General features: G+C 35.6%; 2 protein-coding genes. Both read left to right on the top strand.

The window, feature by feature from the left end; all coding sequences use genetic code 11:
- The first annotated feature begins 193 nt into the window (after nucleotides 1-193).
- Nucleotides 194-10,150: a T9SS type B sorting domain-containing protein gene (locus DWB61_RS14380; protein WP_125031612.1), complete on the top strand. Its 9,957-nt coding sequence runs from the start codon at nucleotides 194-196 to the stop codon at nucleotides 10,148-10,150.
- Nucleotides 10,151-10,490: 340 nt separating this feature from the next.
- Nucleotides 10,491-18,028, top strand: a 7,538-nt coding sequence (locus DWB61_RS14375; RefSeq protein WP_148095939.1) for an immunoglobulin domain-containing protein, incomplete at its 3' end; no start/stop codon positions are given.

Below are 18,028 nucleotides of genomic sequence, written 5' to 3'. Positions count from 1 at the left end.
TATCTTTGAGTATATTGATTGGTCTGTGAAAAGGATAGGTTGGTCATTGAGAAGTTGGTTTTTGTGTAAGAAATTGAGCTGTTACTGTTTTTTTTGAATATATTATATAAGCATAAAAAGAATTGATTCGATTTTTATTGTTTCAATATTTTATTATAGATAATAGTAGTTTAAACCTCATCTCTACCTAGATATGGATACTAATACTGTGAATCGTAAACGAGATATATTATGTGCTTCGTTTCTGATGAAGCTATGTATTTTTCTTATACTTAGTTTATTTGCCCCCAAAGTTTTTGCTCAGTTGGATTATATCCACTATGTGCCACCATTGTATAATGGTTCTAATACCAATAAAGATATTGGTAGAAATGTTGTTGTAATTACAACTGATAGTCGAGACTTAATTGATGTGTGGATTTATAAGGGGGATAATAATTTATTAGCTCAAATACAAGTTTCTCGTTTTGAGCCATATCGTTATGTCTTTGAAACTTCACGAGCAGATAATTATGGAGAAATCTATTCATATCCAATCGATTATGAATTCCCAATTGGTGTTGTAGGTGCAAATGAATTAAATACCGTCTTGGTTGATGCTGGGCTTAAATTTATTTCATATGACGCACCTATATATGTCAATATGAGGCATATTACGCAAGATCAGGGCGGGTCTTTAACGACCAAGGGGCGTTTTGCAATGGGGCAAGAATTTAGGACAGGACATGTTTACACTGCGAATGTTGGAGCAACTTTCAGACGAGCTCACTTCTTCTCTGTTATGGCAACAGAAGATACTACGACAGTTAAATTCACGGATATTAAAACAGAAGTTATATCTCAGTTAATAGCTGGAAGTATAGAGCCTTTTGCCATCTCTGCACTTGATACCATTACGGTTTTATTGCAAAAGGGACAAAGTTATGTTATAGGTATTGATCATGATACAAAAGGATTCGGAACAGGTAATATGAATGCCTTAAATGGGACCCATATTTTATCAGATAAAGATATTGTTGTAAATACAGGTTCCTGGACATCAGGATCAAGTGCCGGGCAGGATATGGGGATTGATCAAATCGTACCCTATGAACAAATCAGAGATAAATATATTGTTCTCAAAGGAGAGGGGAATAGTTCTACTGAAGTCCCTATCGTTGTGGCAACTGAGGATGGAACCGATATTTATCTAAATGGAAGTTCTACACCCATCAATTCATTTCCATTAAGTGCGGGAGAGCCTTATCTTGTAACGACGGGCAATTATTATAATGATAAAATATATATAGATACGAAGGGTAAGAATGTTTATGTCTATCAAACACTATCTGGGAGTTCATCTAAAATCGGACCTACTGTAGGAATGAATTTTATAGCTCCCCTTTCTGCTACTGGTATGCATCAGGTTGATATTCCTTTTGCTGATCAGTTGGCAATAGAAAGTGTGAATTCAGTGATAACAATATTAGCACAAAAAGGGGCTACTGTTAAGTATGAGAATATTATAAATGGAGTAACGACAGAAAGAGAATTTTTGTCCTCAGAAGCTTCTGTAATTCTAGGTACTGAAGAATGGGTTAGCTATAGAATGGATGCTGTTGTAGGTAATATTCGTTTTCAAAGTTCTCGTGCATTGAATGTTTGCTGGACGGTTCAAACGGGAGTTGTTGGTTCTGCTGGCTATTATTCTGGGTTTTCTAAAGCCATTCCTAAAATTATTCCAGATCTTCATGTTGATCTAGAAACAGATCTTGATATTATTTGTGAAAGTTATGACGATAATATTGAAGTGGGGTTTAATGCAACTCCGATACCAGATTTTTATGAATGGTATAAAAATGAGATTTCTGAAGCAAATTTATTATTTGAAAATGAAAAATTAGTAGTACCGGCTCCTGATGTGCCTACTAAATATATCCTAAAGGCTTATTTTCGTGATCCTTCTTTAGATATTCTCTATAATGGAGATTTTAGTAGTGGGCGAGGAAATTTTGAAACGGATTATGATTGGGTTCAAGGAAATTTGAGAAATCCAGGTGAGTTTGCATTAACCTTTACACCAAAAAGTGAGAATGCTGCATTCGAGGACTTTGATGATATGGAAGGGGGAGGATTGATGTTTTTAGCTCAATCTAATATTCCTGGTGATACTGTTTATCAAAAACTGGATATTCCGATTGAAAGAGATTATAATTATATTTTAAAAGTTCATGGTAGAATGGCTCAAGTTGCCAAACCTCAACTTTTGGATATTTATATTAATGATGAAAAGATTAAATCAAACTTCTTAATTGATGATGTGTCTAAGTGGCAATCGGCCACTGCTTTGTGGAAATCTAAAGATAATCAGAAAGCAACGATTTCTTTAGTTGACGCAAATGCAGGTGGTAATAAGGGAGTGTTTGCAATTGATAGTATAACGTTTATACCTGCAATTGAAGAAACGGGTGAATTTAATGCTTTAGTCGTTCCTAACTATAGTTTTACGCCTTACGATAAACCTGTACACTTTTGTTTAGGTCAATCTGGACTTATTGATATTTCTAATGGTGATACCAGTTGGTATGATTATTTGTGGGAAAGAAAAAATGGAGAGAATGATTATGGACCTATAGCTGAAGGAAATGTTACAGGATTAGATACACATGTGTTAGGCTATACCAATACAACAGATAATAATGCGGGGATATACCGCTGTACAATTACTTTTAAGGAGGAGTTTGAACAATGTGGAGCAACTGTCGATCCTGCACATATGGAGGTCGAGGTTGTGATTGATGAATTGGCCAATATTACATCACTTACTGGGAATTCCGATTTGTGTGAAGGTGAATTTGCAGCATTAGAGGTCAATGTTGAAGGTAAATATAGCCGAATAGCTTGGTCTGTTAATGGTGTTGAGAAGGCTGAAGGAAAAGTTTTCGATTTTAATTTAGATAAAGCATATGGGGCCGGCATTTATACAATTCGTTGTGATGTTGAAAATGCCTGTGCACCACTTTCTCAAGAACTTCAAATTGAAATTTTTGGAAAACCAAACTTGACTGATTTGCAAGTTCCAACTGGATTGTGTGATCAGGAATTAGTTAATTTAACTGCTGTTGGGACTGTGCCAGCGGGAGCAACGATGGAATATTTCTGGTATCGTGATAATGTTTTGATTGAAACGAATAATCTAACGGTATTTCCAATCTTGCCGACTATTACCGATTCTTATTATAAAGTTGCGGTATCAGCTCGTTATAATATTTCACAAGCAAATGAGCATACTTGTGTTGGAAACGAGCTAGTTAAAAACCTGGCTGTAGATGCAATTTATCCTCAAGTTGTGCTTACTGCTTTAACACCAGTAACACTTTGTGAAGGGACTTCTTATTTATATAGTGCAGAATTAGCTACTTCGGGAGATTACTATACCTACAATTGGGAAACACCTCCAGCTGCTCTTGGTGTTAAAACACAAGCTGATTTTAGTTTAACAGATATTACACCTTCAATGGGTGGTGATTATAAAGTTACAGTAACTAACCGTTGCGGTAGTTCAAATTCGACGAGTTTATTAACTGTAACTCCAAAAATGGAGGTGACAGATATTACGATTGATAAAACTGGTCCATATTGCGATGGAGAAATAGTCACAATAGAAGTTGTTGATAATGGACAAGCAAGCTTTTATAAAGCAGAAAATGTAACAGTAGGCCAAGAACAGGTAATTAATCCTATGACTAATCCATTTGTCTTTGAAGCAAATGCTACAAATAAGGGACAGTGGAAAATTACTGCTGAAGGTAATTGTGGAGCAACATACTATGAGCCTTTTGCAATTAATTTGTTAGAGAATTTTTCGAATCCATCACTAGCCGATATCACGACCTGTTTGGGTGAAGATGTCAGTTTCGAAGTGCAAATTGAAACGATTCCATCCGGATCAGCTTTGACTTATACATGGACAGATCCTAATGGCGATCCAATTATCATTCTAGATCCTAATCCTAAACACATTGTTAGTTTAGTTGATGTGCAGGCTGGAGATCTGGGTACTTATACCTGTGTTGTTAAGAATAAGTGTGGTTATAGCAAGATTGTGACAGCTAGCTTGAATGTTGAAAGTGTGACAAGTGCTTTAACGGCTCCTGTTGAAGTTGTTTGTCAAGGGGCAGCGAATTATATTTTTGATATCGTAACGGTTGGTTCACCAGACTTTGCTTGGAGATATAATGATCCTAATGGGGCTGTAATTGGGACCAATAGTTTTTATGAAATTCCTATTGTGGAATTAGCTAATGCGGGTGTTTATTATTGTGATATCACATTGGAATGTGGAAGCGTTGAAAAATACCAACGTCAATTAGTCGTGAATGACCATATTAATGTTGTGAAAGATCCTGCGACGATTTTGGATATATGTGAAGGAGGTCAGACTGAGTTAATAATTAATGTGACCGGAACTCCAACTTCTATTAAGTGGTTTGATAATGCAAATACTGAGCTAACTGCTTATGAGGGGGAAACAAGAATTTCTACTGGAACTATTGGAGCTTCTGGTTCTTATACTTATACCTATAAGTTGACGGGAGATTGTGAAAACCCACAAGGCAATTTTGTTCTTACGGTTCATGATAAACCAAGTATAAATCCAATTGCTGATATTAATGCTTGTGAAGGTAGTATTCCTTTGATTATGAAGGTTATCGGAATAGATTATGTTCAAGCTTCCTGGTTGAAGCCAGATAATAGTTTTCTTGCAAATGGATTGACTTATACAATTCCTGGAGCGACATACCCTGCATCTTCTGGCAATTATATTGCTAAGGTAAGTACAGCATATTGTGGAGATATAACGGCTATTTCTAAAGTAAACGTTTTTGAACCCATTACGTTTGTTTCAAGTTCAGATTTGGCTCCAGCGCCATGTTTAGATGAACCGCTTAGTTTGGTTGTAAATGGTGTAGGTGCTGATCTGTCATATGAATGGTATAAAGGAGCGGTTTTACAGGGAACAACAGGGAATGTTCATGATCTTGGATTAGCTGATTTAGGCGATGAGGGGAATTATAAATGTGTGCTTGTTTCTGGTAATGGATGTGGTAATGCAGAAGTTGATTTTGTTGTTGATGTGCGTGAACATGCAAGTATTACAACACAACCTTCGGCAGTTATCATTTGTGAAGATGATGGCCCAGCTACATATAATGTTGTCGCTTCTTCAGAAGGTACACCAACTTATCAGTGGTATGATAATGGTGGAGCTTTATCAGGTGAAACATCAGATAATATTTCGATTGCAGATTTATTGGGGAATGATGGGCAATCATACTATTGTATTGTGAGTGACGGGCTTTGTAATTCGATTGAGTCAGAAAAAGCAAGTTTGAATGTGAGTCGAAATGTTGTCATTACAAAAAATCCTCAAGATATTACAATTGCTGAAGATGGAGTTGCAACATTTTCTGTTGAAGCGGAAGGAACTGAACCTTTTACCTACCAGTGGTACGATGATGGTGCTTTAATGGGAGGAGAGACAGCATCTGCTTTAACAATTAATCCAGCTGTTATTGGACTTGATGGTCATAAATATAGTTGTAGAGTAAGTAACGCTTGTTCTACTGATATTGCAAGTGCAGAAGCAACTATAGATGTTGATCCTGCAATTAAGATAACAACTCAACCAGTTGATCAACATGTTTGTAAAGATGATACATACAATTTTGTTGTTTTCTTTAAGAATTCAGCAACCAGTTGTACTTGGCAATATAGTACGAATGGAGGAGGCATTTATAATAATGTAACATTCGGGACGGTTGTTGAAGTAACAGAATCAGTGACTTTAGATAAAAGTACTTTGACTGTCACAAATGCAACGGCTGCAATGAATGGTTGGAAATTTAGAGCTTTAGTAACAGCTCCTGACAACTATTCAAGTGTCGTGAATTTAAGAGTTGATGTACCTGCAAGTTTTGATGCTATTGCAGATAAAGAGATTTGTAATGGTGCGGGAGCTAGTTTTATTGTAAAAGGCTTGTCAGGAGCAAAGCCAAATGTTTATGAGTGGAAAAGAGGCGGAGCTCCAATTGGAACCAACTCGAGCCTAAATTTAGTTGCAGCAGCTGCAACTGATGGTGCTTATTCTGTTGGTGTGACTGCTGGTGTTTGTCCTGCTGTTACAGAGAATTTTAATATTTCTCATTTTGAGGTTTTAGATTTGGATAATCTAACACATACGAATCCTCTTTGTCCCACTGATAATATCGTTTTTGATGTTGTGCTTTCAGGTGGACCCGCTGTTTCTGCGACTTATTCGTGGACCAAGGATGATGTTGATTTAGCAGAGTCAAGTAATTCTTATAGTAAAGCAAACATATCAACTGCAGAAAAAGGTTTGTATAAAGTAGAAGTTACAGATTTTTGTATGAGTAAATCTAAATCAATTTATATTGACGTTTTAGATCCTATTACAAAAACGAATACATGGACAAATGAAACGCTTTGTGTTGGAGATGATTTATTACTTGAAGCAAAAGTTGCTGGTGATAATCCAACTTATGACTGGACAGTATTACCTGCTGGTGTTGGTGATCCTGGAAATGTAGCACTGCTTAAGGTTGATGTAGTTGCTGAACTTAATGAAGGAACCTATACTTGTGTTGTAAGTGGAAGCTGTGGAATTGATGTGACTTACACGGTTGATATTATTATTAATGGTGTTCCAAATATTACAACTGGTCTTAATTTAGCAGCAGTTTGTGAGGGACAAGCTCTTGAGCTGGGACCTATTGCATATGATGCGACTACTAATGAAAGTGTCAGTTGGAAATACAACAATGGTATTTTAGCAGGTGAAACATCGACGACTTTGGATTTGACGACGGCGGAGATGGCAGAAGAAGGTAATTATAAGGTAGAGGTGACTAATGCTTGTGGTACTGATTTCAGTGTAGCTTATCAGGATATTAAGCCAATACCAACGCTTGCACCTATAGCTGATCAAATAGCTTGTCAAGGGGAGGATGTTATTTTTAGGGCAGTAACAACTGGTGAAAGTTTGACTTACCGTTGGTTAATTGATGATGTAGCTCGACCAGCATTTGATGATCTAGCTGAAATTGAACTCTCTAATGTCTTTTCTTTGGATGCTAACACCGCTAAGAATTATAAAGTTGAATGTCAAGTTAGTTCATGTGGTACAGGTCTAAGTGAAATTGTAAACCTTACCGTGAATCCAAATACCATATTAAATACTTCACTTAAAGGTGAAGTCGTTTATGTTGGTAAGAGTCATGTGTTTGATTTGGCAATAACGGGTAGTAATTTAACTTTTGAATGGCATCATATTAATACAGCAAATGTTGATACTGAATTGGTATCTGCCACAACTAAGACTCTAATTATAGATAAGCTTAGCATGGCAGATGCAGGTGAATATTACTGTAAGATTACAGGTGATTGTGGTATTCGTTTTACTTCAGGATATTTGACTGTTAAAGACCCATTGAAGGTTATTGATGGTTTAAGTACGCTTGCTGATATCGAGAAGTGTTACGGTGAACCTTTAAATTTAAATATTAATGTTGAAGGTGAAGTTTTCTCAATCAATTGGTTTAAAAACAATGTGGATCTTAATCATCATGAATTAAACTATTCAATACCTGCATTAGATGTCTCCAATGCTGGATCTTATCGTTGTGAAATTGTAGGGGAAGGAGACAGTTTTGATGAAACGGTCAATGTGAGTGTGTATCAAACCACAGTTTTAAATTCTGAATTGAAGGATAAAGTTTTGTGTGAAAATGAGGATTTGTTATGGACTCCTGCTGTTTCTGGTTCATTAATGACCTATGATTGGAAGCATAATGGGAAATCTATTTCAACAGATGTAGCACTTAGTATTTTGAATACACCTTTAGATTCTGCAGGTATTTATTCAGTAGATGTAACAGGTAAATGTGGAAGTATTTTTACTGAAGCGGATTTAACTGTCAAGAAACTTCCTGAATTTATTAGTAATAGTGAAGATCTGGAAAAATGTGAAAATGATGCGGAAGCTATATTTACAGTTGATTTTAGAGGTGATAACTTAGTTTATCAGTGGCAAAAAGATAGTGTTGATATCACAGGTGCAAATAGTCCTGAATTGAAAATACAAAACTTGAGAACTAGTGATACTGGAACTTATAGATGTGTGGTAAATTCTTCATGTGGTATTGCATCAGAAAGTCTGGAAATGAAGCTGGTTGTGATTCCTCAACTCAAAATATTGAGTGAAAGTCCTGGGATGGAAATTTGTGATGGAGAAAGTGCTCAGTTTCTTGTTGAAGTTGAAGGAACCGAAGAGGTTTATCAGTGGCAAAAAAATGGCGTTAATTTAACTGGAGAAAATGCACCTCAGCTAATGATTGACCCAGCTAGTCTAACGGAAGATGGCTATTACAGTTGTGAAGTATCTGATAAGTGTACAGCTAAGCGATACTCAAATTCTAAAAAACTAACGGTCAATTCATTGCCAAATTCGCAAATCTTTGGACGAATGACGCTTTGTGTATTGGAAGATAGAGTCGCTTATACTACAGCTTTATTGCCAGATATTAATTATGGTTGGTTAGTTGACGGAGGAGCCTTTACCACTCCAGCCGAAGATGTTGTTAAGACCAAAATTACCTGGGGAGATGTGATAGAAGATAGTAAAGTAAGGTTAAAGATTTTAAATGAAGCAACAGGCTGTTATTTCGAAGTAGATTCTTTAGTTGAACTTCATCCTCTACCTGATGTAAATTTAACTGCCCTTGAATCTAAAGGGATTTGTGAATCTGAATTTGCATTATCAGGAGGTTTCCCAACTGGAGGTATTTATTGGGTGAATGGTGTTGCTCAGAATACGTTTGATCCTTCCCAAGGGAATGGTGAGTATCAAGTTCGTTATTCTTATACGGATGATTTAGGTTGTTCAAATAGTACGGGTGAACTCGTCATGAAAATTGATTCATTACCAATTGTTGAGCTTATTGAAGATGTTGTAGTCGGATCCTGTGAAACTAGGATGTTGAGTGCGGAGACTCAGGAAAATAATATTAAGTGGTCTCCGAGTCGATACTTAGATGATCCAAATTCTGAAACACCAACTTTTACAGCTGGAGAAACAACACTTTATGTAGCAACTGTAGTTGATAAATATGGATGTGTTGGTAATGATATTGTAAATGTAACTGTTGCTCCTCTACCTCTTATCACAACAATAAACGATACGATTATTGGAGAATGTAAAGAGATTGAGTTGACAACACATATTTCAGGTGATATTAAAGAAATCAATTGGACAAATCCAGATGATTTAGATAATACGAAGAATTCTAATCCGAAATTGATCAAACGTCGTCTAGGTGTAAATGATTATCAGATTAATGTAACTGATGAATATGGTTGTGTTGGTTCAGCTTCTATAAGAGTAGAGGTGTTACCAAATCCAGAAGTTGGAGAGAGTCAATTCTTGTGTGAAGGAGAAACGCTGCTTGTTGATACGAAAGATCTGTCTAATCCTATTTGGGATGATGGCTATACAGCTTGGGAAAGAACGATAGACAGACCAGGAGAGTATGTGTTAAGCGTTGAGCAAAATGATTGTAAGCTTAAGCAGAGAATTGTGATGAATCCATTACCAAAATTTAAATTGGATAAAACAGTTCAGCCCGGTATCGTCATTTTTGAGGGGCAAACAATTACTCTGGATCCTGAACTAAATCCTGACTATGGTCCTTATGTATACGATTGGAGTGATGGTAGTGTATTGCCACAATTAATAGTGAGTGAGTCGGGTGTTTATAAACTTAAAGTTGAAGATAATATTGGTTGTATTGCAATTGATACCGTTATGGTAGAAGTTAAACCTATTGGAATTGAATCGCCCAATGCCTTTACACCCTTGTCAAAGAACGAAAATGATCGTTTCTATCTGAAAGACATAAATGTGACTGAGAAGTTTGAAATGTATATTTATAATCGTTGGGGAGAGTTGATGTATCAAACAAAGGAGGCTGGTTATGCTAATGGTTGGGATGGAACCTACAACGGCGAAGATTGTCCTGTTGGAGCCTACGTTTGGGTTTTGATGTTGGATGGAGAAGTGAAAGAAAAAGGGAATGTCATCTTAGTTCGCTAAGTTTATTAAGTATATTTAATTTAAAGAGTTGGCCATTGGGTCAACTCTTTTTTTTATGCAAAATATTACATTCTAGAATTTCTTCGCAAAAGGATAAGGCTATGGTATTCTTTAAATAGCAGAGTTTATAAACTGTAGTCTCTTATTTTTGAGAAGCTTTGCTTTATTAGGCCTTTGGATGGGTTCGAGATGAAAAATAGTTAACTGTCTGGATTGTAGTTGGTATTGTGTATTGATAATTAATTATTTTTTTGTTATTTATTAAAAAAAATATTAGTTAAATTCATAAACTTGTTATGTTCATTGTTCTTATCTTTGTCGACTAACCAAAATCCATGTGATGAATTTTTTGTTTCGCTCTATGAAAATCAAGGCTTGTTTTAAACTAGCCATTCTCTTTTTTTTATCTCTATTTTCCTTTACTGCAAAAGCTCAATTGGATACTGAACATTTTGTACCTCCCTTATATGCAGGTACAAATTCTGAAGGAGATGTGGGGAATCATTGGGTCGTGTTTACAACACCTTCTGTAGAACCTATTAGCATTGAAATCTATAAGGGTACTAGTAAAACACCTTTTAGGACGGTAACTAATGTGTCCATCACTAATCCAAAGTTTTTGGATTTAGGCAATAATACTGTGGATCATTTGGGGAATATTGGGACTCCTACGAAGCCTCCTTTAGGCGTTGTTAATTATAAGGATCTGAATAAGAAGCTTGATGATCAGGCTTTAAGGTTTAAGTCTGATGTACCATTTTATGTCAATGTTAGGCACAAATCTAAGATACATGGTTTGTCTTTAACTGCAAAGGGACGTGCAGCCTTGGGGACTTCTTTTCGATCCGGTCATCTCTACAGTAAGCGAGGTGATAAGAGAATGTATGGATGGGGAGGTGATCAGTATTGGGATGGTTATAGGTGGCGTAGGTATTCATCTAGTTCTTCTTATATTGTAAATCACCGTAGTCATTTTATTTCGGTAATGGCAACTGTTGATGGTACTGAGGTTACTTTTTCAGATGTCGGAGTTGAAAACTTAACATTAGATTGGGAGACACCAATGGTTGTTCCTAAATACATTAGTGTAACATTACAAGCTGGTGAAAGTTATGTTATTGGTGCTAATCTCCGATTTCTAACTGAGGATGACGTTAATGATTTAAATGGAACTCATATTACTTCCAATTTTCCTATAGCAGTCAATTCTGGTTCATGGACAGGAGGGCCTTCTCTTGAATCCTCGCAGGATATTGGAGTTGACCAAATTGTACCTGAAAATTTGGTTGGACGTGAATATATTCTGCTTAAGGGTAAAGGGAATTATGAAACTGAAAGGCCAATAGTTGTGGCAACTAAAAATAACACAAATATATATATTAATAAAAAAGCCCCTGACACACCTGATGGATCGGAAGTGAAAACGTTAGATGCGGGAGATCATTTTGTGTTACCTGCATCATATTATGATGCAGGTAATGGTGTTATGTTTATTTCAAGTGATCAGGATATTTATCTCTATCAAACCACCTCTGCATCATCAACAATGCAATACGCAACAGTGGGAATGAATTTTATTCCTCCTATTAGTAGCCAAGGGTTTCGTCAGGTTGATATCCCATTCGTCAATCAGCTAGGTACAGGGGTTGTTGCCATATATTCGCAAAAAGGAGCAAGTGTATCAGTTAGTTCGCTTATAACAAACAAAGATAATGTTGAAAGTACCATACTTGAAGGTTTGGACGAAAATGACGCACAAACTGTAATTGGAAACGTAGATTGGGTTGTTTATAAATACATACCGAAAACTGGAAGTCATGATGTCGTGAAAAATGTAACCGTTGCATCTAATAAAGCTGTATATGTCGCTTTGTCTACCGAAGATGATGCTGTAGGAGCAGCAGGCTACTTTTCAGGATTTACAAAATCAATTACGCCCATTGATCCACATATTGAAGTAAACCTAAATCAGACCTTGGGTTTTGTGTGTGAAAATGTGGGTGGAGGACTTAAACTATCGATAAATAGTGAGCCTGATGCTGATTATTATGAGTGGTATTTTGATGATATAAATTCTACGCCTTTATTCCCAAAACAAGATTTAATTGACCCCGATCCTAAAGAAGGAACAAAATACATTCTAAGAGCTTATTATGCTAACCCGAATGTTAATCTCGTTGCCAATGGGGATTTTTCGTATAAAAATGAATACATCACTTTTTCTTCGAGTTACGACTATGGTACATCTCAAAATTTAGAAGAACCTGGGAGTTATTTGTTTTGTTTAAATCCTGAAGATGTAAATACTCGTTTTACTGCTTTTGGAGATAAAAACGAGGATCAGCTTAATAGTCAAATGTTACTAACTCATTCATCTAGTATGAGTGACTCTGAAGTGATTTGGGAAAAAACGCTTACAGAGAAAGTCGCTAACCAAAATTTTATCTTTGAGATTTTTGGACAAATGGTTCAAGATCGCTATCCACAGGACTTGAATGTTTACGTGAATGATATAAAAATTAATACAGAAGGAGTAATAACGCTTGATAAGCTGGGTGTTTGGAAGTCTTTTAAAGTTTTGTGGTCAGCGGGAGATGCTGAAGAAGCCACGATTTCCATTCGAAATGCCAATGCTTCTGGTAAAGAAGGAATTTTTGCCTTGGATGCCATTTCTTTGAGACCAGCTATCGAAGAGGTAATAGAATATAATCCGACGATCGTTCCATCTTATAGCTACGATCCTCATGCTGATGGTTTAGAGTTGTGTGAGAATCAGAAAGGTATTATTAGTATCGAGCATGGAAACATGAATTGGTTTGATTTTTCTTGGGAGAAACAAATTCCGGGGAGTATAAATTTTGAACCCATTAATGATGCAAGTATTAAAGGGCTTGATAGCTATAAATTAGTAATTGATCAAGTCGATAAAGAAAAACATGAAGGGACTTACCGTTGTCATATTTCGTTTATAGATAGTTATAGTGACTGTGGTATTGAGGCCAAACCAACCTCTGTTGATGTTAAAGTTATAGTTAATAAGGAAGTAAATCTGGAATCTCTTTCTGGAGAAACGGAATTGTGTGGGGGAACCACAACCGAAATTACAGCTAAAATTTCTGGAGAACCTAGCTACATAAAGTGGTCAGTATCTAATAATACTGGTCTGCTAGAAACTAAAGAAAATAATTCTAACGTATTTACATTTAATTCTAATCCTGACCTTAATTATGGACCAGGAGTTTATACTGTCCGCTGTGAATTGATTAATGCTTGTTCTGAGGATTTATTTAAAGAAATTGACATTAAGATTTTAGGTAAGGCTAAATTGAAAAATCTTATTATTCCAACGAATTTATGTGAAACAAAAGAAATAACACTTGAAGCGAAATTAGATGGTGATTATATTTTAGATAATTCTACCATAGAGTATTCTTGGTACAAGAATGGAGAATCGACTCCTATAGGAATTACAAATGGGTTGACGTATAAGCTAACACCTGATATAAATGATAAATCTTATAAGGTTCTCGTTAATACACATTATAATTTTGGTTCAGAAAATCAATTTACTTGTAAAGGTAATTCGATTGAGGAGACCATTGTTGCTAATCCCGTTCATCCTGAGATTAAACTAATTGGTTTAAATTCGGATCCTGTTTGTGAAGGAGAACCCTATACCTATAAGGCAAAATTAGAAACGCCAAGTTTATCTTATACATACAAATGGAGTGTTCCTGATGGTGCAAAAGAAGGTAAAACTCCAGAGGATTTTATATCAAGTTCATTCAGCTTTGCTTCTGTTAAGTCTGAAATGGTTGGGGATTACACCGTTACTGTTGCAAATAATTGTGGCGATAGAAGTGCTCTTGGTTCTTTAGTATTGAAGCCAAGGTTATTGGTGACAGGCGTATCACTTTCAGAGGAAGGGCCTTATTGCTTAAATGAAGTCGTAAGTGTAAGTGTAGAAGATAATGGTAATGCAAGTGGGTATTATGCCGAAAATGTATCAACGGGGAAAATCATAGATCCCGTAAATAAGTCGTTTGATATAAAAGTAGATGCATCAACAGTTGGAGAATGGCGAGTAACCGCATTGAATTCTTGTGGTAATAAACAAACGCCAAATTTCTCAATAAGCCTAGCCTCTGGTTTTACTCTAAAACCAATTGTCCCAATAAAAGCTTGTGTTGGGGATAATGTGAGTTTGAAAGCTATCGTTGAGACACCACCTGTCGGACTTTCATATCAGTGGAAAGATCAAGCAGGAATTGATATTCCTGGAGAAAATAATTCATCACTGGAAATTAGTAACATTAAACCTACTGATGCAGGTGAATATACCTGTGTTGTAAGCGATAATATTTGTTCTACTAAAATTGCAAAAGGAACTTTAAGTGTTGATGATATTACGATTGAAAACTTGAAGCCTGAATCAGTACGTAAATGCCAAGGAGATACTTACCGTTTTGATATTCCATTTGTTGGAAAACCAACATTTACTTGGTTCTTTAAAGGTAAGGATAAAACTGAAGCTGAGAAATTAGGTGTTTCAACTTCATTTTATGAAATTAAGAAGATAGCTACATCTCACGAGGGTTTATACTATTGTGTCGTAAAAACTTCATGTGGAGATAAAAGATTCGAACAAACATTAAATGTGACTAAAAACGTTGAAGTAAGTAAAGTCCCATTGGTGGATCTTAATATTTGTGAGGGAGAATCAACAGAGTTAGGAATCATTATTGATGGAAGCCCAAAATCGATTCAATGGTTTAAAGATGGTGTTTTACTTGATGAAGATAATAAGAGAATTATTTCCACTGAAGAATTGGTAACTGCTGGAACTTATGAATATAAGTATATCGTTGATGGTGATTGTTTTGACCTGGAAGGTGTTTTTGAAGTCATTGTTCATGATAAACCAAGTATAACTTTAGTTGATCATGCTCCTTTTTGTGAAGGAGATATTCCTTTGACTATGAAAGTGACAGGTGGTGATGATAGCCAGGAAATTAGCTGGTTGAATCCTTCTGGTGTTGAGATAGGAACGGGATTAAATACTATTATAGAAAAAGCCACTTATCTTAAATCTGTTGGAAGTTATACCGCCAAACTAAGTACTTTACACTGTAAAGACATTACCCGAGTCACTGAGATTAACATATTTGAACCGATTTCAATAATTACCCCTGTACGGCCAAATGTAAAAGTGTGTTTTAATAATCCTCTTGATCTTGTTGTAGATGGTAAAGGTGCAGATTTATCTTATGAATGGTACAAATCTACAGATCTTGATAATCCAATTCATATAGGGAAACAATATCATTTGGATCATACTGATATGGATGCACAAGGTGATTATATCTGCAAGTTACTTTCTTCCAATGATTGTGATGAACTTGAAGTAATTATTCATGTGGATGTTCAACAGCGACCAACTTTCTCAATTGATGATTTCGATGCATGTTCGAATAGAGGTCCTGCAATTTTTGATGCTAGTGCAACTGGCGAAGGTGACTATAAATACAAATGGTATAGAAATGATGAGACTAACGCTCTATTAGAATCTGCTAGATTAGAAATTGTAGATATTGAAGCAAACAATGGTAATAACTACCATTGTAAGATTTCGGATGACGTTTGTGGTACAACAACAACAAGAGATTTTAATTTAACTGTTAAAGGGGATATTAATATTTATCAAGATCCAGAAAATCGAACTGTTGCAGAGAATGGATCAACAAATTTTACAGTAGCAGCTACTGGTACTGAGCCAATCGAATACCAATGGCTTGTTGATAAAAATGATGGAGCTGGTTTTGAAAGTATGGAAAATAAACCAGCGTCTGCTCAGGCAAGAACTCTCAGTTTAGTATCCGTTCCATTTTCATATAATGGGTATAAATACCGCTGTAGAGTTTCTAACGATTGTACAAGTGATAATAGTGAAATAGCGATTTTATCTGTTACAGCTGATAATCGTATCAGTTTAGATCCTGAAAATGCTGAAATTTGTATAGGAGATGAATTTACTTTTGTAGTAGAGTATAACAACACGACAGATGGTTGTGTATGGCAGTATCGCGAAGTTGATACAGATCCATTCAAAGATGTAACTGCAGCAATCGGTTCATATCCATTTACACCAACTAAGAGTACTTTAGCTATAATATCTACAACAATAGATATGTCTTCTTGGACATTTAGAGCTCTGGTTAAGCGTTCTGGATATGTAGATGATGAGAGTAAAGAGGTGAGTGTTATAGTACATAAACCAGCTACATTTACTGATATTTCACCTATTGAGATTTGTAAAACATCTGATGTAAGCTTTGAGAAGAAGAAGTTAACAGGAACAGGAACATATAGTTACGAATGGAAAAAAGGTTCTACAGTTCAAACGGTTCAAACTTCAATTTTGAATTTAATTGCTGCTGACGATTCTGATGGAAATTATTCTGTTCAGGTTAGTGATGGTTTCTGTAATTATCCTATTGACGATTTTAAAATCACACATTATGAAGATTTACAGATTAGCAAACTTGCGGATGTTGATGTTATTTGCTTAAATGCCCCTAAAAACTTAGTAGCTAAAACGGATTATATTGATACAGATATTACAGATCCTCTGATTTATCTTTGGAAAAAAGATAATATTGATCAAACCGAAAAATCGAACACTTTAAATCTTTCAGGAATCCTTACTTCTCAAACTGGTCTTTACCAAGTTTTTGTTAGTGATGGATGTACGACGAAATCATTAGATTATGATATTACTGTTTTGGATGATATTTCCTTAACTACAAAATTACCTTCTGCAATTGATTTATGTGAGAATGAAGATTTGAATTTATCAGTAGAAGGCCATGGTGTTGATTTATCTTATGCTTGGTATAAAACAACTAAGCCTACAGATATCTTATCATTTACTAATAAATTAAATATATCCAATGTAAAATCAACTCATTCTGGTGATTACGTTTGTAAATTGACGACTGCAAGTGGATGTAGTACTGCAGATAAAGTATTTATAGTGAATGTTCGTGGGCATGCAACTGTTTCACCATTATCGAATATTACTGTTTGTGAAGACGAACTATTTGCTGAATTTACAGTAATAGGAACAGCAGTTGATTCTCCATCATATCAATGGTATAATAGTAATGATATAGCGCTTACCAATACAGGAGATTTCTCAGGTGTATTAACATCAACATTGAAAATTGAAAATGTATTGACCAATGAAAATAAATCTTTTTATTGTGTAGTCAATGGTGATTATGATTGTAATCCTGCAAAATCGAATGCAGCAAGTTTATTTGTAAATCGGAATGTTATTATTTCTAAGTCGCCAATGAGTCAAACTGTTGCTGAAATGGGAACGGCTAGTTTTACAGTTGAATCTATCGGAACAGGACCATATTCATACCAATGGTTTAAAGATGGTGTAAGTATGGAAGATACACCTGCATCAGCAAAGACTAAGACACTTGAATTAACAAATGTGCCTTTATCAGATACTGGTTCTAAATACCATTGTGTTGTGGATGGTGCTTGTGATCCAGCTACAAGTGGTGAGGCAATTCTTATAGTTACAGATGGTTATCGTATCATTTTAAACCCAGAAAATGCTGAAATTTGTATAGGAGGTGAATTTACTTTTGCAGTAGAGTATGACAACACGACAGATGGTTGTGTATGGCAGTATCGTGAAGCTGATACAGATCCATTCAAAGATGTAACTGCAGCAATCGGTTCATATCCATTTACACCAACTAAGAGTACTTTAGCTATAATATCTACAACAATAGATATGTCTTCTTGGACATTTAGAGCTCTGGTTAAGCGTTCTGGATATGTAGATGATGAGAGTAAAGA

The organism is Ancylomarina euxina, assembly GCF_003863355.1.
Taxonomy (GTDB): domain Bacteria; phylum Bacteroidota; class Bacteroidia; order Bacteroidales; family Marinifilaceae; genus Ancylomarina; species Ancylomarina euxinus.
This window is presented reverse-complemented; position numbering and strand designations above follow the sequence as displayed.

Excerpts from the sequence above, each read along its gene's own strand:
- DWB61_RS14380 (WP_125031612.1), top strand. The coding sequence starts at position 194 with ATGGATACTAATACTGTGAATCGTAAACGAGATATATTATGTGCTTCG.